The 18,946-nt window shown below is 40.9% G+C and carries 18 protein-coding genes; 5 read left to right on the forward strand and 13 right to left on the reverse strand.

What is annotated here, in order from left to right; genetic code table 11:
• Position 1: 1 nt before the first annotated feature.
• The 5 genes from QYC40_RS04740 to QYC40_RS04760 all read right to left on the reverse strand — a co-directional run bounded on the left by QYC40_RS04740 (position 2) and on the right by QYC40_RS04760 (position 4,195).
• Positions 2-766 (reverse strand): TIGR03915 family putative DNA repair protein, encoded by a 765-nt coding sequence (locus QYC40_RS04740; protein WP_301992692.1) that lies wholly within the window; start codon positions 764-766, stop codon positions 2-4.
• Positions 763-2,022, reverse strand: a complete 1,260-nt coding sequence (locus QYC40_RS04745) for a putative DNA modification/repair radical SAM protein (RefSeq protein ID WP_301992693.1) — start codon at positions 2,020-2,022, stop codon at positions 763-765. Before QYC40_RS04745 ends, QYC40_RS04740 begins: the two co-directional genes overlap by 4 nt.
• A gap of 78 nt (positions 2,023-2,100) precedes the next feature.
• A complete protein-coding gene (locus QYC40_RS04750) occupies positions 2,101-2,607 on the reverse strand; it encodes a pyridoxamine 5'-phosphate oxidase family protein (protein ID WP_301992694.1) in 507 nt (168 codons plus the stop codon).
• 47 nt (positions 2,608-2,654) lie between these two features.
• Positions 2,655-3,200 (reverse strand): lipocalin family protein, encoded by a 546-nt coding sequence (locus tag QYC40_RS04755; RefSeq protein WP_301992695.1) that lies wholly within the window; start codon positions 3,198-3,200, stop codon positions 2,655-2,657.
• Between the two features lie 260 nt (positions 3,201-3,460).
• Positions 3,461-4,195 carry a siderophore-interacting protein gene (locus tag QYC40_RS04760; RefSeq protein WP_301992697.1) on the reverse strand — a complete coding sequence of 245 codons (735 nt, stop codon included), beginning with the start codon at positions 4,193-4,195 and terminating at the stop codon, positions 3,461-3,463.
• A gap of 163 nt (positions 4,196-4,358) precedes the next feature.
• On the opposite strand from QYC40_RS04760, the gene QYC40_RS04765 reads away from it, so the two are divergent.
• On the forward strand, positions 4,359-5,339 hold the full coding sequence (locus QYC40_RS04765) for an AraC family transcriptional regulator (protein WP_301992698.1): 981 nt from the start codon (positions 4,359-4,361) through the stop codon (positions 5,337-5,339).
• Positions 5,340-5,350: 11 nt separating this feature from the next.
• Here QYC40_RS04765 and QYC40_RS04770 read toward each other — a convergent pair whose 3' ends face one another.
• Genes QYC40_RS04770 through QYC40_RS04785 form a run of 4 tightly spaced genes read right to left on the reverse strand, consistent with a single transcriptional unit; the run spans position 5,351 to position 10,511 of the window.
• A complete protein-coding gene (locus QYC40_RS04770; RefSeq protein WP_301992699.1) occupies positions 5,351-6,310 on the reverse strand; it encodes an FAD:protein FMN transferase in 960 nt (319 codons plus the stop codon).
• A 13-nt stretch (positions 6,311-6,323) separates the two neighbouring features.
• A complete protein-coding gene (locus tag QYC40_RS04775) occupies positions 6,324-8,525 on the reverse strand; it encodes a PepSY domain-containing protein (protein WP_301992700.1) in 2,202 nt (733 codons plus the stop codon).
• 9 nt (positions 8,526-8,534) lie between these two features.
• On the reverse strand, positions 8,535-9,020 hold the full coding sequence (locus QYC40_RS04780) for a DUF2271 domain-containing protein (protein WP_301992701.1): 486 nt from the start codon (positions 9,018-9,020) through the stop codon (positions 8,535-8,537).
• 6 nt (positions 9,021-9,026) lie between these two features.
• A complete protein-coding gene (locus tag QYC40_RS04785; protein WP_301992702.1) occupies positions 9,027-10,511 on the reverse strand; it encodes an ankyrin repeat domain-containing protein in 1,485 nt (494 codons plus the stop codon).
• Positions 10,512-10,668: 157 nt separating this feature from the next.
• On the opposite strand from QYC40_RS04785, the gene QYC40_RS04790 reads away from it, so the two are divergent.
• Positions 10,669-11,679 carry a helix-turn-helix transcriptional regulator gene (locus QYC40_RS04790; protein ID WP_301992703.1) on the forward strand — a complete coding sequence of 337 codons (1,011 nt, stop codon included), beginning with the start codon at positions 10,669-10,671 and terminating at the stop codon, positions 11,677-11,679.
• Between the two features lie 81 nt (positions 11,680-11,760).
• Here QYC40_RS04790 and QYC40_RS04795 read toward each other — a convergent pair whose 3' ends face one another.
• Both QYC40_RS04795 and QYC40_RS04800 read right to left on the reverse strand, forming a co-directional pair.
• Positions 11,761-13,065, reverse strand: coding sequence for a DUF4374 domain-containing protein (locus QYC40_RS04795; protein WP_301992704.1), 1,305 nt, complete (start codon positions 13,063-13,065; stop codon positions 11,761-11,763).
• A gap of 25 nt (positions 13,066-13,090) precedes the next feature.
• Positions 13,091-15,505 (reverse strand): TonB-dependent receptor, encoded by a 2,415-nt coding sequence (locus QYC40_RS04800; protein ID WP_301992706.1) that lies wholly within the window; start codon positions 15,503-15,505, stop codon positions 13,091-13,093.
• 258 nt (positions 15,506-15,763) lie between these two features.
• On the opposite strand from QYC40_RS04800, the gene QYC40_RS04805 reads away from it, so the two are divergent.
• From QYC40_RS04805 to QYC40_RS04815, 3 genes are all read left to right on the forward strand, one after another.
• Positions 15,764-16,030, forward strand: coding sequence for a transposase (locus QYC40_RS04805; protein ID WP_206366949.1), 267 nt, complete (start codon positions 15,764-15,766; stop codon positions 16,028-16,030).
• A gap of 20 nt (positions 16,031-16,050) precedes the next feature.
• Positions 16,051-16,854 (forward strand): IS3 family transposase, encoded by an 804-nt coding sequence (locus tag QYC40_RS04810; RefSeq protein WP_301991380.1) that lies wholly within the window; start codon positions 16,051-16,053, stop codon positions 16,852-16,854.
• A gap of 265 nt (positions 16,855-17,119) precedes the next feature.
• Positions 17,120-17,725 (forward strand): porin family protein, encoded by a 606-nt coding sequence (locus QYC40_RS04815; RefSeq protein WP_301992707.1) that lies wholly within the window; start codon positions 17,120-17,122, stop codon positions 17,723-17,725.
• 346 nt (positions 17,726-18,071) lie between these two features.
• Here the strand turns inward: QYC40_RS04815 and QYC40_RS04820 are convergent, their stop codons facing one another.
• A complete protein-coding gene (locus tag QYC40_RS04820) occupies positions 18,072-18,245 on the reverse strand; it encodes a hypothetical protein (RefSeq protein WP_260042185.1) in 174 nt (57 codons plus the stop codon).
• Between the two features lie 130 nt (positions 18,246-18,375).
• Positions 18,376-18,936 carry an SMC-Scp complex subunit ScpB gene (gene scpB / locus QYC40_RS04825; RefSeq protein ID WP_301992708.1) on the reverse strand — a complete coding sequence of 187 codons (561 nt, stop codon included), beginning with the start codon at positions 18,934-18,936 and terminating at the stop codon, positions 18,376-18,378.
• Positions 18,937-18,946: the final 10 nt, after the last annotated feature.

Genomic DNA, 18,946 nt, shown 5'->3' on the forward strand with positions numbered 1-18,946 from the left:
ACTAATCCTGTTTTTCGACTAAATATTTCCAATAACGCTTCGGGACGTGCTGTACATGCAGCTTAATATTCTTACGTGCTACGATATTAGTTGCTTTAAAATAAGCTTTCCATAGCTGCTGATAATGTGTTTCTTGTTGATCCAATTCGATCTGAATCGCCAAGTCTCCATTGCTGTTGGAAGCATCGGAAAGTGTTACTTCTTGTATATCCCGCAAATCGTAGAGATAACCGTAACGACGTTTCACATCGTAGATTAACCAACGCTGATCGGCAAATCGCTTTTTAAAGAAGGAAATAATCAGCGGCAAGACATTAAAGTCAGGTTCAATAACGGTACTATATAAATCATCTGCAGATTTGCTGAAGCGGATGAAAGCTTTCATTCGATGTCTCTCTCTCCCCATTTTTTTAATCGATTGGGAAAAAGCCAGAGCGTCCGCATCGGCATAGTTCTTTAAGATATTGGGATTATTTGTGAAGATACTCCGCATTAATTTGAATCCGATACGCCATGCATGTACATCTTCCGAAAGAAAGTTTCGATAAAAATCATGAACACGATCTTTCGCTATATGCTTTTCCAACCCCTTTAAAATCCGCTTAGCACGTTCATGATCTGTGTTGATATAAACTTTCGTAGCAAATAAACTTGATTCCAACTTCTCTTGAATCATGGGTACTGCCTCCAGTTCTCTATCTTGAAAGGAATGGAAAAATGCAGTTAGATAACCTAGGTAGCTGCCATCAAAAATATAGTAGGTCATGCAAACAAACTTAATTGATTATTCGGAGTCTTCGGGAGATATTTGCTCGTTCCGGTAGCTAATATTGAGCTTTTCACAGACGCCATTTGCAGGTCGCCCCAATTTCGTGTGGAGTCAGCATAGCGCATAAAATACTTTGCACGATTGAAAGCGATGCCAATTTTTTTCAAATGATGCTCATAGAGCTTTCCAAACTTCCTCGCCTGTATAATTTTCAGTGCCGAGCCCCGACCTACACCAGGAATACGCAAAATCATGGCATAGTCTGCTGTATTAACGTCGATTGGAAAGAGTTGAGGATTGCGCAAAGCCCAGCTTAATTTCGGATCAATATCTAAATCCAAATCTTGATGGTTCGGATTGAGAATCTCATCCAGCTTGAAATTGTAAAACCTTAAAAGCCAATCAGTCTGATAGAGTCTATTCTCTCGAATCAGCGGAGGAGCAGTCCCGACCTGCGGCAGTATGCTATGATCTTGATTGATGGGAATATAGCCGCTGTAGTAGACGCGCTTAAGGTGATAGGTTTTGTAAAACTCGGATGAGATTTTCATGATGTCATAATCCGTCTCTGAAGTCGCCCCAACCACCATTTGCGTACTTTGCCCTGCCGGAACAAACGTAGGCACATGCTTCATCAACTTTTTTTCTTCAGCAAGCATGATCTTTTGCTGATCAACGAATTGCAGCGGTTTCCGTACAGACTCATGATCTTTTTCCGGCGCTAGTTGTTTTAGTCCCTCCTCCGTAGGAATCTCTAGATTTACACTCATCCGATCCACATAAAGTCCTGCCTCCTTGATAAGCTCTTCACTCGCGCCGGGAATTGTTTTCAGATGTATATAGCCGAAGAAACGTTCCTCTGTTCTCAACTTTTTTACAATACGCATCAAGCGCTCCATCGTGAAGTCTGCCGATTTAAAGATGCCCGAACTTAAAAAAAGACCCTCAATATAATTTCTTCGGTAGAAATTCATCGTTAGTTGAACGACCTCATTCACTGAAAATGCAGCTCGCTGAATATCGTTGCTGCGGCGACTGACGCAGAATGCGCAATCGTATATACAATAGTTGGTAAGCAAAATCTTTAAAAGGGAAACGCAGCGCCCATCTTCTGTATAGGTATGACAAATACCCGAACGAGATGAGTCACCGATTCCGCCCTCATTTTTCCTCTTCCCGCCGCTGGAACTACAACTGACGTCATATTTCGCTGCGTCTGCTAATATCGATAGCTTTTCCTCTGCTGTAATCATAATTATAATAGATGATTACAACAAAAATACTAAAAATATTAGTAAAAGAAAAGAGCTTCTTCAAAAGTTTTATTTTGCTTAAAGGGATAGCTTTCCATCTCTGCCGACGTCGAAATTGTTACCCGTTACTGCGTTGGCAGCTACTTTCAACAAGGTAACTAGTTTGCTCGACTTTTGGTCCCAATAATAAGCGTCATTAGGAACAACCTTTAGCACCTGAATGTTGGGGTCATCTTTTCCTTTTTCGAACCAACCCTCCATCATCTTGTTCCAGTACTTTTCAATGCGTGCTTCATCTCTAGAAATTTCAGCATGCCCATTGATAGTCAAAAACTCATAGTCTTTAGGTTGTGCATAGATTAACGAAACTTGTCGGTCGTCTTGGAGATGCTGATAAGTTTCACTTTGTTTCGAAAACAGATACCATATATTGCCCTGCTCATCAACCTCCTGTCGGCTCATTGGCACAGCATGCGGTTGCTTTTCGTCTTTTTTAAAGCTGCACAGCATCCCAATATCAATCTTATCGACCATCTCTCTTAATTTATCGATTGCTTCTTTGTTATTTAAGTTTTCAGTACTCATAGTGTAGATTTTTGCCCGAGGGCGCCTAATATTTTATTTATGTTATCTTATTTTTGTTCCGTCCAAACAAGTCTGTTCATATCGTAGCCTGCGTCCATCGCTTTCTTTACAAAGGCCTCCTTTACACGTTCAGGCATAGTCTTATTACGAGACAAGAACCAAATATAGTCTGTGCTTTCGCCGAAAACCAGAACATTCTCGTAGGCAGGATCCATAGCGACCACATTATAGCCGGAATAAAAAGGACCAAAGAATGAAACTTTTAAAGCTCCTTTGGTCGGGTCGCCAACGAAATCCGCTTTCCCTTCAGATTCTTTCCACTCTCCCTTTTTTGTGTCATAACCTTTATTCAAGACTTTAATCGTTCCATCCTCATTCAGTGAATATTCGGCCGTCACTTGATTCATATCTTTTTCGTGCTTAAAATCAAAGCGTGCGATTTCATACCACTTTCCTGCGTAAGATTTTATGTCGAAATTGTCGACAACATTTACTCCAGGAGGTACTTTGACGGTTTTACATGAACTAATTAAAAATGGGGCGATCAGTATTGCGGAGCCCAACGCTATTTTAAGACAGGTCTTATAATTCATATTGTGATGTTTCTTAATGAAACAACTCATTGTGCATAATAGTTTGCTACGACGGTAAAATTTGGAATTGGTTGGATAGGCTGGCTAGTAGGTTGAGAGATCTGGATTGCCTGCATTTATATAGTTAAAACCTTAATCCTGCCCGATCCCAGAATTAAATTACTAATAAGACTAAACGTCAATTCAGGACCAGGCAAGTTTAAGGAAAACTAATAGAGCAAATTGTCTTTTTCAATTCGCTGTTTAAACAAAAAGTAATTCTAGAGGCCGATTTTCCCCTCGGCCCAGTAGGGATAAGTTTGTATTTGTTTGTTGCTATATCCTTTTCGTATCAGTTCCTTGCGAAAGCGCGCTATGGTGTCGGTATTGCCCGACAAGTAAAATGCGATATAGGAGGGTAGGATATTATTGTTGTCAATCCATTCAGCATACTGCCGAAAAGCCTCTTCCAGCGCGCTCGGACATAGTGGGACATAGCTGCTATCCTCCCAATTAATCCACTCGAGCCAACTACTATGTTTTCGCTGAATTTCAATAAAACAAAAGCATGGGCGCGATTTCAGCTTTGAAGCATTGCTAATGCTTTGCATTAGCCCGATGGATGTTTCATCACCAATAACCACATGTGCACTCGCATATTTGACAAAAGACATTTTGCGACCCGGGCCCAATAATTTTACCTGATGACCAATGCGCAGTTGTTCGGCCCAACGGCTGCCGGGACCTTTGTCGTGCAAATAAAAAAGTATATCGCAAATTCCTTCTTCTCTGTTGAAATACGAAGGGGTATAATGTCGAAATTCTGTCTCATTTACTCTAATTTCTACAACATTTCCCGCAACAAAATCTGTCTTAACCCCCGAAAAATCGCCTTCGAAGCGTACGTATTTAAGGGTAGGGGCAAGGTATTCTATTTCTGTGACTCGAGAGGCATGGTAACTGCCGCTAAAAAATTTTTCCATGGCGTCTGCCATCCATTGAGGGATTCTAGGCATATCGTCTAATTTTTTAATTCTTACTTTCGTTAGTTTTCTTATTAATACTAAAAATCATTGTGAATTAATCTTATATTTATACAAATGTAACCTAAACAAAAATCAATAAGGTTTGGATAAGGGAATAAAAGGTCTAAATAAGGGATAACCTAAATACTAAAGAATGAATCTCAAGGTTTATGATAGCGAGACGGGAAATTTAACATTTAATAAAGAATTTATTAATCAAAAATTAGTTGGAAAGCAGGAACTAATGGAAGATATAGTCAACTTGAATCAGCTGGTAGATCAGGGGTATTATCGCGAACTATCTTTTGAGGGCGTACATATTGGTTATGGGTATTTATCACATAGGAAACGGATCAGGTTTAGTTTTGAAAGTGATTTCGAAACGATCGAGATGCATTTCGCATTGCAAGGGCATAGCGCTGCCCAGGTAAATTTGGAACATGGAACAGTTGAATACGTAAATTTCGACCATAATATCATTTATGGCAATTGTTTATCCGGAAATATGTTATGGGATAGCCCAGAGTTGCAAGTATTTGAAATTAACTTTACACCCTCATTTTTCAAACGGTTTTTACCGGAGGGGAGTGAAGTCTTCGATCAGTTTAGAAATCGAATCGAGCAACGTAAATCGACTTTATTCGGACAAAGGAATGCACGCATCAGTGCTAAAATGTTTCAAATTATTCAGGATATCTTAACTTGCAAACGTCAAGGTGTCTTTAAGCGAATGTTTTTAGAATCCAAAGTCATTGAGTTACTGATGCTGCAGTTCGAACAGTTTTCAAAAGAAGAAACTTTCAATAGCGCCTTAAGTCGAAGTACCGTCGAACGGATCTATGCTGCAAGAGATATTATTGTCAACCGTATTGATGCCGATTTGACATTAATGGATCTGGCACATCAAGTCGGGACCAATGAATGTACGTTGAAGAAAGGTTTTAAAGAGGTTTTTGGTACCACTGTTTTCGCTTTTTGGCGTGATGCGAAAATGGATCGGGCTATAGAATTGTTAGAGGGGGGAGAGTTGCGTATTGCAGAACTTGCGGAACTATTAGGCTACAAGAATCAGAAACATTTCTCAACAGCCTTTAAGTCAAGGTTTGGAATTAGTCCCAGCCAATTTAAAGGGTAGAGCAGTTTGAATTATCGATATATCCTTTTATTGTCAGCAATAATGATGAACTTATATTTCGGGAATTGCTTAGCCAATTTTCTACCTTCTTTAACGCCCAATACCATCATGGAGGTGGAAAGGCCGTTGGCAAACTCTGCCGATGGACCATAAACCGTCACACTTACGACTCCAGTCGCAGGATAACCCGTTTTGGGATCGATGATGTGGGAATATCGCACATCATCAAATTCTACATATTTCTCATAGCTACCCGAGGTGGCGACCGCATGTTCATGAAACTTTAGCACTTTAATCATCTTATGCGATCTGAAGGGATTCAATACGCCGATAGACCAAGCTTTGCCATTTACTTGTTGACCCCAAGAAGCTATATCGCCCGATGCATTGATCATGCCTGCTTGCACGCCTAGGTCTTGCATCAGCTGTCTACCTCGATCGGCTGCATAGCCTTTTCCGATAGAGCCAAAGCCAATTTTCATATTTGGTTTCTTAAGGAATATGGTTGAATGGACGCTGTCGATTTCGATATATTGATAGCCTACATGAGCAATGGATTTTTGTATTTCAACTGCGCTTGGCTTTTCTTCCATACTGCCGTCAAATCGCCAAACTTTGTCAAGTGCTGCAATGCTGATGTCGAATGCGCCATCGCTTATTTTCGAAAAATATAAGGCTCTTTGGGTCAGTTCTAACAGTTCCCGGTCCACTTGTACGGCTTTAATTCCAGCGTTCCGATTAACTTCAGCAATTTGCGTATGCGAGCGCCATTCCGAAATCAAATTCTCAATGCGCTCGATCTCAGCGACGGCTTGATCAATGCGGCTATTTGCGATACTGCTGTCCTGATCGACCAGGGTTATCTCAAATTGGGAGCCCATCAAGGTCATCGCGCGACGAATCTGCACCTGTGCAAAGCTAATCGGTAGTCCGGTAACAATAAAAATAATGCATAATAGGGCTCGCTGCATGATCTAGCTCATATTAATAACAGTCGTGAAGAATTTGTTTGCTGTCGTGATAGAACGTTAGGGGTTGACCATTTCTTTCTTTTACAATGTGGTTTAAGACATTCTCTACATCGCGAAGCATTGCAAGGGATCCACAAATCATAATACAGCCATTATTGCGTAGAAGGTTTGCAAATCGTTCAGCATCCTTCTCAATTAATTCCATAACATATTGCCCAGGAATTTTGCGGGAGTAAGCGAATTGATAATCAATCAATTTCTTTTTCTGCATATTTGATTCTGCAAACTTTTGATATTCCTTAACCCAATCGTTTTCATGACGAAAACCCCCGTATAGGTAGAGTGGGATTTGCCTATTGTTTTCATCAATCATCCCTAGAAACGGCGCAATACCGGTCCCGTTAAATATCATGGCTACCTCCTTAGCTTTCTTTGGAAAGTTAAAGTCCTTATTTGGCATCATACGCGCTTTAATAACCTGCTCTGATTGCAGGTCATGTAGAAAACCCGAACCTAATCCGAACTCATGTTTCTTCACGATCAATTGCAGCAAATTATTGCATCGACCGATGGAATATAAACGCTCGCGCTGATCGTTCGCAGGATAGATGGCCAACAGGTCACCTGAACTAAAACTCACCCGAGAGAGAGGTCTCAAGGTGACGCGGAAGGTGCTATTATCTGGAGTAACAGCCGTTTTTTCAATCACTTTCCACTTATGCAATTTCTTCTGTTTCTCCGCATAGACCGAGGCTGCTGTCGCTAAGGCTAGCAATGATTTCTCACTATAATTGTTGATCCAGATCAGAAAATCGTCTATGGAGCGATCATTAACAACATGGGCTGGGAGATAGGGACTTGCCCATTCCTGAACAGAAAGTGCTTTATCGACTTCTAATGCAAATGCACAGAAGTCGGCATAGGCTTTAGATCCGAAACCTACGACGCTGTATTCTACCTGTTGTTTTTGTGGAAACTGCTGCAATAGCTCGAAAAATTTACCAGCGTTGGACGGAGGATCTCCAAGTCCATAGGTGGAAGTAAAAACGAGTAGCTGCCTAGCTTCGGGGTAAGTCTGGTATTGATTTAGACCCGTAATAAATGACTTCTCGCCGGCGGCAAGTAGTTGTTGGTGAACCTTATTCGCATAAAACAACGTGCTACCATTCTCCGATCCATATAGAACAATAATCTGTGCCTGTTCCGCTTTATATTTGTTCTTGATCTTGGTTTTGCTTCTTTTTAGCGTGATGACAAAACCTGTATAGATAAAGGCCAGAATGTTGATGGAGGCGATGCCTAATATAAATGCCCAAATCATGTTGGTTCTACCGGTATGCATATCGAGATTCCAGCTTTCCCATCCTTTTTGCTTCGGAAATAAGGTCTGCTCGGTAATAGCGCCACTGATTTGGTTGACACTGATGGATTGATCTTTCAACTTGATGATGAAAAACTCATCAGGATCGTCTGGAATAAATGGAAAGTCAATTTGTTCCACATCTTTCAACAATGTTTTTTGAAAGATTGGAAAATCTTTTGTTGCTACTATTTGTTCATCTTCCGTCTCTTCTATAGGTATATTTACCTCTTGGTTTTCACCTTGGAAACTTGCTAATCGTAATAGAAATAGGCAAGTCCCTGTAAATGCAATCAGTAGAATGGGAATAAGCATCCAGCGTCCGGTGACAACATGGAAATACTGCGCAAAGAAGTCGTTTTGGATTTTTGCAAAAAAGTGAAGAATCCCTTTCTGGCGTTTAAGAATCAGCGCAATACCGCTGATGCTGATCAGGATCAATAGGAATGAAACAATGGCTACGATGGTACGTCCGGTTTCTTTAAGAAATAAGGAACGGTGTAGCGCAGTAGTCCATTGTATAAAAGCACTTTGCTGAACAATAGGGGCGATCTTCTCGCCACTATTGACATCGATATAGCCTTTTATCGATTCGCCATCCGCGTCGATAGCATCGATGCTGACGAACCCTCGGTGGTCTACCGAGATGGAAATGATCTCCGGGTAAATCTCCTGCAGCGTTGGAATAACCTGCGCGAGATTTACCGTTTCAAAATTATCGACTTGGAGATCGGGAGTTTTTTCATATATGGCATTTACCGATAGGATAACTCCTGTAAGCGATAAAATAATCAGGAAAATTGAAGAAATAATCGCTAGGGCAAGATGTGCATATCGCCAAAGGGATAATACCATATCAAATTATTATTGAACTTTACTTAGTTTAACGAATCGTAAATAACCTGTTCCAGCTGCACGCTCAGTGATACCCTGCGTCGTTAAAGGGATTTCGATATCCTTTACATGGTACTTCTGTTCTTCTACAGCGGTTTCAAAGCGCAACTTATAACCTTTATTTAATTTGCTATCCTCGATACTAATGGTTTTGATTGCTCTGTCACCACCACCGATAGAAGCACTCGTTACAGCACTTAATTTCTCTTTTGATTTTGTTTGAAACTTGTACCATTCTTTTAACGTATTGTACCATTGCTTGTCAGGACCAAGTACAGCAAGTGTTTTCTCATAGCCACCGTTCGGGTTGATTAATGAGATAACAACATAGGCCGCTTCACCTTGGTAGCTGTTCATCTGCAACATACATTTGTATTTGCTCGATTGTGCTGAGGAAGTCCCCATGCCAAGCAGAACGAAGAATAGAACCGTAAATACTTTATATAGTTTATTCATTTTTTGTTATTTAAGAAGATCTAAAGCCGCGTTATTTTCTTTAATGAAGTCGTTTTCGCTTGCTAAGTCAAATGGCGTTTCATCAAACTCTGTTTTCAAGTCTTTCTTCGCACCAAGCTCTACAAGTTTCTTCAAGAATACATCATCTTTCGCGATCAAAGCTGCCTTGTGTAATGCCGTCATCCCGTCTTTATCTTGTGCATTGATATCCACGTTCAATTCTGCTGCTTTATTGATCAAGTCCATATTCTCTTTCGTAATCGCAATGTGGTATAGGGTACTGCCGTTTTCCTGTGGTTTAGCTACGTCTAGTCCCGCTGCTTTTAAGATTTGCAATTTCTCCGTAAAGGGGTCGGATTTCTGCGCTGCGGATGCAGGAGATGGACGGAACGAGTTAAACCAATGGAATGCCAGGTTGTTACCATCTTTATCCAATACATTAATGTCTGCTTTATTTTTCAATAAGGCTTGAACGATTTCTGGCGCACCAGTTGTCACGGCCTTCGTTAATGCGGATTCACCTTTTTCGTTCCTCGCATTAATATCTTTTGTTTTTGATATTAATAATTCCACAGCAGCTAAATCACGGCCAGCAGCGGCACCCATTAACGGTGTATTTCCCTCTCTGTCTGCAATGTTAGGATCTACTCCTTTGGCTAAGAAATAGTTGATTACAGCCATGTCAGGGCGACGAACCAATGAGTTAAGAATCGTCGCACCGTCTTTATTCGTAGTTTTCGGATTCAGTTTTAAATCCTCTACTAAATATTGATACGTATCTAGGCCGTTTGATTTTTGTCTGGATCCCATTGCAGCGAAGAATAACGCGTTGCCCGTAGGTTGTACGCCTTTTGCAATTAACTTCTGAATTAATGCTTTATTACCAAAGCGCGAAGCGTAATCTGTAGCAGTAGCACCATTAGCGTCCTTATCCTTAATTGACAGACCCTTTGTCGTTAAGTAATCAGCAATCTTTAAGTCCTCATCCATGGCGATAGCTAACAATAAGATATTTGCACCGTCATCATAGGTTTGTTTTGGATCGACACCAGCTTTAAATAGCGATTCGTAGATGGCGAAATTGGTTGTTCCAGAGCTAGCCGCAGATCCTGCAATAGAGGCACCGTGGCTATCCTGATACTTAACATCAGATCCTTTAGCAATTAGATAATCAACTAATTCAGCATTTCCGGAACCTACTGCCCAATGAAGATAACTTCTGCTATGGTGCGTTTTTTTATCGATGCCATTTCCTTCTTGTTCAATCATGTACTTTAATACATCTGTGGATGCGCCGTTAACAATAGCAATAGATACAGGATCCCATGAACCCGCATTGGGTTGCGACGGGCTATTCCCTTTCTCAATCTCTGCTTTCACAGTATTAAGGTCAGGTTTTGTTTTCCAGAAATCATGATTTAATAGGCTGCTTTGTTGTGCACTTGCACAAAGTCCAAAAAATAGGAAGGCAGGTAATAATAGCTTTTTCATTTTTGTTTTTTTTATCTGTCTACGCTTATTATTTCATAGTAAAGAATGGGAGTATCAACTCCGGGAGCAAATCTAGTAAATTTTAAGTACTTTAATTAGATTAAATCTAAATTAATTACTTTTGTTGATATTAATTGATTGAATTTTTTTAGTTCTTATGCACCTCTATTCTAGAATTCCAGAACTCGACTCTGTAACCTACGATTTGGAAATTCCTGATGGATTTTGTCAAAACGCTAAAATACAGCATGAGAATATTGCTTTCGAACGCTTTCATGTGGCGTCCATACATTTAAAACAGCTATATTCATCAGGTTTCTTCCTCGAAGAATGTAAACTTAAAACCACGCAGATCCTTTCGGAAGAATTTTCAGCGACCGGCGATCATGTCCGTTTTTTCTTTTATTTAAATGGGAAGACATCAGTGCAAAATGGCGCTGGACTGCAAAATTACGCACACCGGATAGGGATGTTGCTCCATAACTATTTAAACGAGCAAGGCGGAGGAGGAAAGATAAATATTGAGCCAGATAATGAATTGAACTACATTGTTCTGAAGATGTCCCGCGAATACTATCTCAAGCTAACAGAAGGGGAGACTTGGTTAAGAAACGATAGATTTCACCAATATGTAGAATCCGGAGTTCCGGAAAACCGTCCCAACGAGTCGTTTATGCTGGACTTACAGATGCTGAAGGTGATCGAAGAAATCTTTCATGGCCCCGAACGCTTTCCCTATAACACCTACATGTATATCGCGATAAAGTTGAAGGAGTTGCTTTTTTTAGTGCATCAAAGTCGTAATTACGCGCAAATCAATCAGATCGACGCACCGTTTCGGGAGACACTGTTAAAGATAAAGTCTTATTTGGAAGCGAATCTAGAAAGACCACCAAATGCGCATGAACTAGCTTTTCATTTTCGGTACAACGAAAAGAACCTGAAAAGAGATTTCAAGAACTTGTTCGGTACGTCAATTTATGCATATATTGTGAAGTGCAGAATGGAGCTTGCCCGTAGTTTACTCGGAAATAATTATAACGTCAATGAGCTGTCAACGCGACTGGGCTATCGAAGTGTATCGCACTTTATCAAGGTGTTTAAGCAGCATTTCGGATATACACCGAACGAACTGATGAAGCGGGAAAACTGGAATAGCCCGCACTAGCGCTTCCATGTTATGCTGTGATAGAAAGAACGCAGGCCGAAGCCCGCGTTCCGAGGGTATATGGATAGAATGGTTAATACCTTATTTGCTTAGTTTTCCGATCGCAGTAATTTCGCTTGCTTCGACTTCTAATCCTTTGCTGGCTGTACCGCTTGCTGCATCGATAATATAAATCGCCGGGTTTTTGCCCGTTTCTGTTACGGGTATATAAAGTTTTCCATCCTCCGCGATTGCTAAACCAAATGTTGGATTAGCATTGAAATCTGGAAGCCCCTTCACCCATTGGAAAGTTTTGGTAACAGCGTTTAAAATGGCGATGTCATTGGGTTGTGCTGGTCCCTTTTGCGTGGTAGTGCCCGGACGTACATATGTTAATGCAAAATAGTCACCATCAATATGATACACTCTTTGGAATTTTATTTTCGGATCAGCAGAACCTGCCGCCGTTACGGCGCTTTCTAGGTTCCAATAATAAGATTTATCAAATGTTTTGCTTCCGGCATTGATACGGATAACCCCGGCAGGTTTTGTTGATCGAGAGTCGTTCGCAGGCGAAAAAACATAAACATTATTTTTGCCATCCTGAGCAATAGAAGAATAATATTGCGATCGAAAGCGACCAGACGCATATCCAATACGATCATCTCCGTAGATATGCTTTATATTCAGATCCTTATCATACGAAGCAATCCACACCGAATCGGGGTAATTGGACTGCCCAGTCGAAGCACCGCCGCCCCCTGTATTTGAATTAATAACAGAAGGTACTAATGCCGTTAAGAACTCTTTCGGTCCAAACGGTACTACGCCGGATAGCGTCGCATATTCTCCGTTGCCGGTCAGATTCGTCGTGTTCTTTGTGATCGTAGTAACGGCATTGCCGTTTGCGGGATCGATGAAATTGAAAGTCGAATAAATGTTCTTGGTATCATCCGCTACTTTGACGCCACCTACGATGGATAGCACTTTGTCTTGGAAAGGACCATAGGTAGTAAATCTTGATTTTATTTGGAACTCACTTCCGCTCTTTACAATTTTTCCATCGGGACCTAGCGCAACGCCAATCCCAATGCCTGGATCACCTTTTTGGTATTTTAAGCCGATAGCAACTTTAGGAGTAGGGAATACCCAAGCCGTATAAGCATCAGCCTCCAAACCTTTCCCCTTGATAGTGGTTGTGCCTTTCGTTACATCGGGAACCGCAAGTAGATAAGATGCCTCACCTTGTGTTGCAGCGATAAAGAATTCAACTTTCTCGGACTCACGTGGCTGGTCCTTAGGTACTTCTTCATCAGAACAGCTTGCGAAGCTTGTTCCGATGGCTAATGCGCAGATGGCAAAAAATAATCTGCTATTTGTTTGTTTCTTAAATTGAGTTTGGAACATAATGATATGATTGTTGTTGAAAAAATTACATGATAAAATAGCGTAGCTTGACGTTGAAGCTTCTTCCTGGCTTTTGTAAGCTATAATTATCGTATAGGCGTTGGTCGGTAATATTTCGTCCTTCTAAGCTGATATTGTAGCGTCCTGATTTCATCGCGTAGGAGGCAATGATATCATGAGACAAGGTCTTCTCGATGCTGCTTTTCTCGCCTGATTCGCCTAAACTAGGCCAACGTAAAAAAAAGGAATGCACATATTGCAAGTGATACCCCAGTGTGAATAGATTGGCCTTTCCACCTAAGTGCGGAATGCGTATTTCCGCTTCGCCATTGGCGTAGAAGTAAGGCTGGTTTGGCATACGATCGTTATAGGTTTGCGACAATTGCGCATTCTCATATTTATCGTATTTTTCTTTGTTGATTAAGCTTTGATAAGTGAGCGTTCCGCCCGCACTGAAGAAACGCTTGTAGTAATAGCGTCCTTCAAAATTTACGCCTATGTTTCGCACCCTTCCATGGTTAACACTGCTGGCCTCGCCGGTACGAGGAACGATTTGTCGCTGAATAAAATCGGTAACATTCCGGTACAAGCCGCTGGCATCAAAATAGACAGCATGGTTTTTTGCAAAATCCTTCTGATAAGATACACCAAGATTGAAATTCTCACTTACTTCGGGTCGTAGCGAGGCGTTGGCACGTTCAAGCACAGCATCGCCCATGAGTTCCATAGCAGAGGGCATACGCAATGCTTTTTCAACCGAAAACTTGTATTGGAAGTCATTCTGTAAATAGCTGCTCGCTAAGCCATAGCCAAAAGCGTCAGATTTTGCTGTCATCCGTTTGTATGTTGGGAAAGACTCACTCTCGCCAACATTGACCATGCCTGTTGTACTTTGTATAAAATGCTTTCCGAAGACAGTACTAACCCACTTTTTATTGTAGTTGTACTTATAGGATACACCGACGACATTTTTATAGTTGCTTGAATTGTCCTTAGGCAAGGTGAACTGATCTTTGATGATGTTCTTATCCGCATTTTTACGTCTATAAGTAGACCAATTATCGTTCAATGCAAAGCTATGTTGTTCGTTGATTTTGTAAATTAAATTCAGTGAGGAGTTGGCATTATTGTTATAAAATTCCGCCATCGAGTTGACGCCTTCACCGACCGTCTTTTTTTGGACGAAATGGCCATACCAATTGTACTCACGCGTTGCAGTATCCGTATTTTGGTTATAATTACGATTATAGTTTCCGGTCAGCGTAATATCAAAACCTGTAGTTAATAGGTTTTTTTTCGTATAAATCAGTGAGGGCATGACGGTTGTTCCCTTTCTGGACTTTTCACCGTAGACAATCTTCATGATATTGGAATTTTGGATATCAGAATAATCCTTTCCCAAAGTAATTCCGACAAGGAATTGGTCCGCCCATTTTTTATTTACAAACCCAGTTTTTAGCACTGCGGTTTCGTTATGGTAGTTGTTATGGAAAGCTTTAGTCCACACACTGTCCTTGGAAATAATGCTGGTTTCGAAATCACGCACTTGCGTATAGACAGGATAGTTGTTATCTGAATAGTTTTGGAAAGCATTTAATAAAATCGTAAATCCAGACCTTGTCGTATGCCCTAAATTGATGTTAGTCTTATGTGTATTAAATGATCCGTATGCGTAAGATACCTCAGCGTAGGATTTGTTGTTTTTGTTACTGATGATATTGATTGCGCCACCTAATGCGTCGGCACCCAATTCGATAGGTACTACGCCGTTGTAAATTTCTATTCGCTCCGCGAGATTGATGGGGATGTTGTTTAATTGAAAAGCAGATCCCATACCCTCCACTGGAACACCGTCGATAAAAATTTTAACATGGCGTCCGGAAAAGCCATTCAGACTGATGGAACTGCGTGAACCGAGACCTCCATTCTGCCTAACTTTTATTCCCGACGCTCGATTTAATACGTCAGTTAATTCGACTGGGCTGTTATGGAATTTCTTAGCATCTAAAACTGCGACATTGAACGGGCTTTCTTTAACGTTTTTTATCGCCGATTTGCCCTCAACGACAACCTCCGCAATTTTCGTCTGTTCATGTGCCTCCAAATAGATGGGTGCTTGTTCGTTATTGCCACTCTTCAAATGTATCGTTCTTTTGATCGGTTTATAACCTGTTAATGAAATCTGAAGGGTCTGCTGTCCTGATTTGCATTTTAGCGTATAAAAGCCTTGTTGGTCGGTTGTGGTCGATTGCTTGCTGCCTCGGATAATAACCAAGGCATTTTCTATTGCATTGTGCTCCTTGTCGAACACCTGCCCGCTAACACTTATTGCTGTTGACTGGCTTCTGTCTTGCCCCCATACACTGTTGGAAGCGCAAAGTGATATGAATAAAAGAATAATATAGATTCGGCCGCATGTTTTTACCCAATGTTTATGCATTTACTTTCTTATTTAGATTAATTATAAATAATATCTCAAAGATATATTTTAAACTATTAGTGTATTATCGATTTTAGGGGTAGATTTTAGCGAAAATGGGGTGCGTTCTACAAAACTAATAAAGCCGATGTTATCTACTTTTTAATAACTCGAATTTTGAGGTAATTTTAAAAGTAGGATTATATTCGAATTAATATGTAACCCTCCCGAAAAGTCGGACTGTTTGAAATGCGAAAATTCGTAACTTAGAACAGTACAATGAAAAAGACAAGAATCAGCGAGAGCCAGATCGTTTCGGCGATCAAGCAACATGAATCAGGTAAATCCACTTCTGATATCTGCCGGGAGTTGGGTGTCCACCAAGCCACATTTTACAACTGGAAGAAGAAGTATTCCGGGATGGACAGCCAAGAGCTGCGACGTATGAAGGAACTTGAGGAAGAGAACCGCCGTCTCAAACAGATGTATGCGGACCTTGCCCTAGATCATAAGATCCTCAAGGACGTACTATCAAAAAAGTTCTGAGGCCCTGCCAGCGCAAGGATATGGCTGCTTATGTGATTTCGACGCACCGGATCAGCATCAGCAGGGCCTGCAAGATTGTCAATCTTCCCAAGTCAATGTATTATTACAGGAACAAGAAGGATGACAGCGAAACGATAGCGAAGCTCCGAGAGCTGGCCGATCGGTATCCAACCGAAGGACAGGACCTTTACTATTCACGGATCCGACACGAAGGACTGAAGTGGAATTACAAACGAATACGCAGGGTGTATCAACTCTTGGGGATGAACCGTCGCAGAAAGACCAGAAGACGACTTCCGGCCCGGGTAAAGCAACCATTGTCGATTCCAGAAAAGCCGCTTAGAACATGGTCTTTGGACTTCATGAGCGATGTACTGACCAATAAGCGCAAGTTCAGGACACTGAACATCATTGATGACTTTAACAGGCGGGCAATAGCTATTGAGGTTGCACATAGTATGCCAGCAAGCAAAGTAACCTATCTATTGGAGCGCATCATAAAAGAGCAGGGAAAACCTTCATGTTTCCGTACGGATAATGGTCCAGAATTTATCAGCAGGGAATTTCGAGATTGGTGTGCTGGCAAAGAAATAGAGATACAGTATATCCAACCAGGCAGGCCTATGCAAAACGCTTACATTGAACGTTTCAACCGCACATTTCGGGAAAGTATCCTCGATGCCTACCTCTTTGAAGACACTCTACAAGTACAGATACTTGCAGAAGAATGGATACAAGATTACAACTACAAAAGACCACACGAGTCATTGGGAGGGAAAACCCCAATGGAATACGATGCCCTGCCGGCGGCATGTTATCAATAGGTCAACTTTAAAAAAGATTGACCTATTGATAACAACTATATTTAAATTTGAAAACTCGCCTGGATGCCAGTCCGAAAATAGGGAGGGTTACAAATAGAGTCGAAATCGATTGACATTATAGGAAAATTTTATAGATGCTATTATAAATATTGTGTACATCCTAAGTAATTAGTATTATCTTTATGAAGACGCTTCTACTTAAGTAAGCGAGGCCCTAGACTGTCGACCAACAGCGATCAGTCATTATGAAATTTAACAAACCAATATGAAAAAATTCTTCTCAACGATGGCTTTGGTGTTAGCCATGACAACTGGCCTTTTGGCTCAAAACAATTTTGGAATCCGCGCGGGTTATAATTTAGCAAATCAGTTTGTACGTGAAGGAGACCATTCTGCCACTACCAAGGTGGCTTCCCGATTTCATGTCACAGGTTATTATGATGTCCGCGTATCTCCAGGTTTCTCCATACAGCCTGGGCTTTCATTGGAAGGTAAAGGGGCTAAGTCCAAGATTCCAGAAGGGACTTTCATCGACAAATTTCTTTATTTACAAGTACCAGTGAATTTCTTAGGCAGAGTGGAAACCCGGAGCGGGGATTTCTTTTACGGAGGGGGACCTTATTTAGCGTATGGCGTAAGTGCAAAAGTGACTAGCGGTAGACAAGGTATTGATATAAACTGGGGAAGCGGCGTAGACGAGCTTAATCCTTTCGACCTCGGTCTGGGCGCTATGCTCGGCTATAGATTTATGAATGGTTTCGTGCTGAGTGCGTCAAGTACGGCAGGTCTCATCAATATCTCCAATACAAGCACGAAATACTTAAATCGCGTAACCTCTATCAGCGTAGGCTACGAGTTTGGAAGAAAGTAGTGGTAAGTATTTAGTAGTTAGTATTTAGTAGTTAGTATTTAGACCTATGGCGGCCGATAAGGGTCGCCATTTTTTTGTGGGTTTTCTTGAGGATGATATGATTGACTTTCAACTAGGAAAGGAAGGGTTTTAGGATGGGCAGGATCGGATTTATTGTCCTTTCCTGATTCGAACAAATTTAACCCAATGCGAAGCTAGGCATCTAATCTCTTACATCTCACCTCTAAAATCTAAAAAAAAGCCTGGAATTTCTTCCAAGCTTGCTCAATTTCTTTTATCCTTTATAAGGCCACACATAGCCCTCCCAACTTGATGTATTGGTAAAAGTGATTCAGATTAACCGCGATTAAAAATCGTCGTCTTCATCGTCGTCGAAGTCATCGTATCCTCCGCCGATAGCATCGATATCGTCTAATTCGAAATCGTCTTCATCGCCATCGAAGTCATCAGAATCATCATCTGGACCGTTGAAGTTGAATACTCTTTCTTCAACCATTACATCATTTTCAATTACTTGCATTGTCGCCATTTTGTTAATTATGATATTGTACTTTGTATCTTTTGTATGGTAAAATTATAGAAGATAATTCAATTCAAAAATATTTTTTTGAAATTATTTCCTACTGTATAATCTTTAACATTTACAAATTTTATTCAACAATTTCACCAATGCTATTCTCCTCAGCCACAATGTCTTTCAGTTGCGGAAGCTCTTTTGTGCTCCGCAATCCAAAATGCTGCATAAACTCGAAACTTGTGGCGTATAGAAGCGGTTTTCCGATAGAATCAGCTTTCCCAACAATGCTGATCATGCCCTTATCTAGGAGGCGCTGAATGGTATAATCACAGTTGACACCACGTATCTGTTCGACCTCTAATTTTGTAATTGGCTGACGATAAGCAATGATGGCTAAGGTTTCAAGACCAGCCTGCGAAAGCTTCCTTTTTTCCTTATGCAATTGTAATTGGTTAATCGCAGGATGATAGACGGCTTTCGTTAGAAACTGATATTGTTCATTGATCATATGCAACTCGAAAACCAGATCCTCCGCAGCATATTTTTGCTTTATTTTCCCAACAAATTCGTCAAGTTCTTCCTTCGTAATCTCTATTGCCAAAGCCTCCTGCAGCACCAAGCGCAAATCATGAAGATTAATGCCCTCTGCGGATGCAAAAATGATGGCCTCAATATTTGATAGAATATCTTTCAATGTGACGTTA

This window comes from Sphingobacterium sp. BN32 (assembly GCF_030503615.1).
Taxonomy (GTDB): domain Bacteria; phylum Bacteroidota; class Bacteroidia; order Sphingobacteriales; family Sphingobacteriaceae; genus Sphingobacterium.

Coding starts and splice junctions, on each gene's coding strand:
- QYC40_RS04740 (WP_301992692.1), bottom strand. CDS start 766: ATGACCTACTATATTTTTGATGGCAGCTACCTAGGTTATCTAACTGCA.
- QYC40_RS04745 (WP_301992693.1), bottom strand. CDS start 2,022: ATGATTACAGCAGAGGAAAAGCTATCGATATTAGCAGACGCAGCGAAA.
- QYC40_RS04750 (WP_301992694.1), bottom strand. CDS start 2,607: ATGAGTACTGAAAACTTAAATAACAAAGAAGCAATCGATAAATTAAGA.
- QYC40_RS04755 (WP_301992695.1), bottom strand. CDS start 3,200: ATGAATTATAAGACCTGTCTTAAAATAGCGTTGGGCTCCGCAATACTG.
- QYC40_RS04760 (WP_301992697.1), bottom strand. CDS start 4,195: ATGCCTAGAATCCCTCAATGGATGGCAGACGCCATGGAAAAATTTTTT.
- QYC40_RS04765 (WP_301992698.1), top strand. CDS start 4,359: ATGAATCTCAAGGTTTATGATAGCGAGACGGGAAATTTAACATTTAAT.
- QYC40_RS04770 (WP_301992699.1), bottom strand. CDS start 6,310: ATGCAGCGAGCCCTATTATGCATTATTTTTATTGTTACCGGACTACCG.
- QYC40_RS04775 (WP_301992700.1), bottom strand. CDS start 8,525: ATGGTATTATCCCTTTGGCGATATGCACATCTTGCCCTAGCGATTATT.
- QYC40_RS04780 (WP_301992701.1), bottom strand. CDS start 9,020: ATGAATAAACTATATAAAGTATTTACGGTTCTATTCTTCGTTCTGCTT.
- QYC40_RS04785 (WP_301992702.1), bottom strand. CDS start 10,511: ATGAAAAAGCTATTATTACCTGCCTTCCTATTTTTTGGACTTTGTGCA.
- QYC40_RS04790 (WP_301992703.1), top strand. CDS start 10,669: ATGCACCTCTATTCTAGAATTCCAGAACTCGACTCTGTAACCTACGAT.
- QYC40_RS04795 (WP_301992704.1), bottom strand. CDS start 13,065: ATGTTCCAAACTCAATTTAAGAAACAAACAAATAGCAGATTATTTTTT.
- QYC40_RS04800 (WP_301992706.1), bottom strand. CDS start 15,505: ATGCATAAACATTGGGTAAAAACATGCGGCCGAATCTATATTATTCTT.
- QYC40_RS04805 (WP_206366949.1), top strand. CDS start 15,764: ATGAAAAAGACAAGAATCAGCGAGAGCCAGATCGTTTCGGCGATCAAG.
- QYC40_RS04810 (WP_301991380.1), top strand. CDS start 16,051: ATGGCTGCTTATGTGATTTCGACGCACCGGATCAGCATCAGCAGGGCC.
- QYC40_RS04815 (WP_301992707.1), top strand. CDS start 17,120: ATGAAAAAATTCTTCTCAACGATGGCTTTGGTGTTAGCCATGACAACT.
- QYC40_RS04820 (WP_260042185.1), bottom strand. CDS start 18,245: ATGCAAGTAATTGAAAATGATGTAATGGTTGAAGAAAGAGTATTCAAC.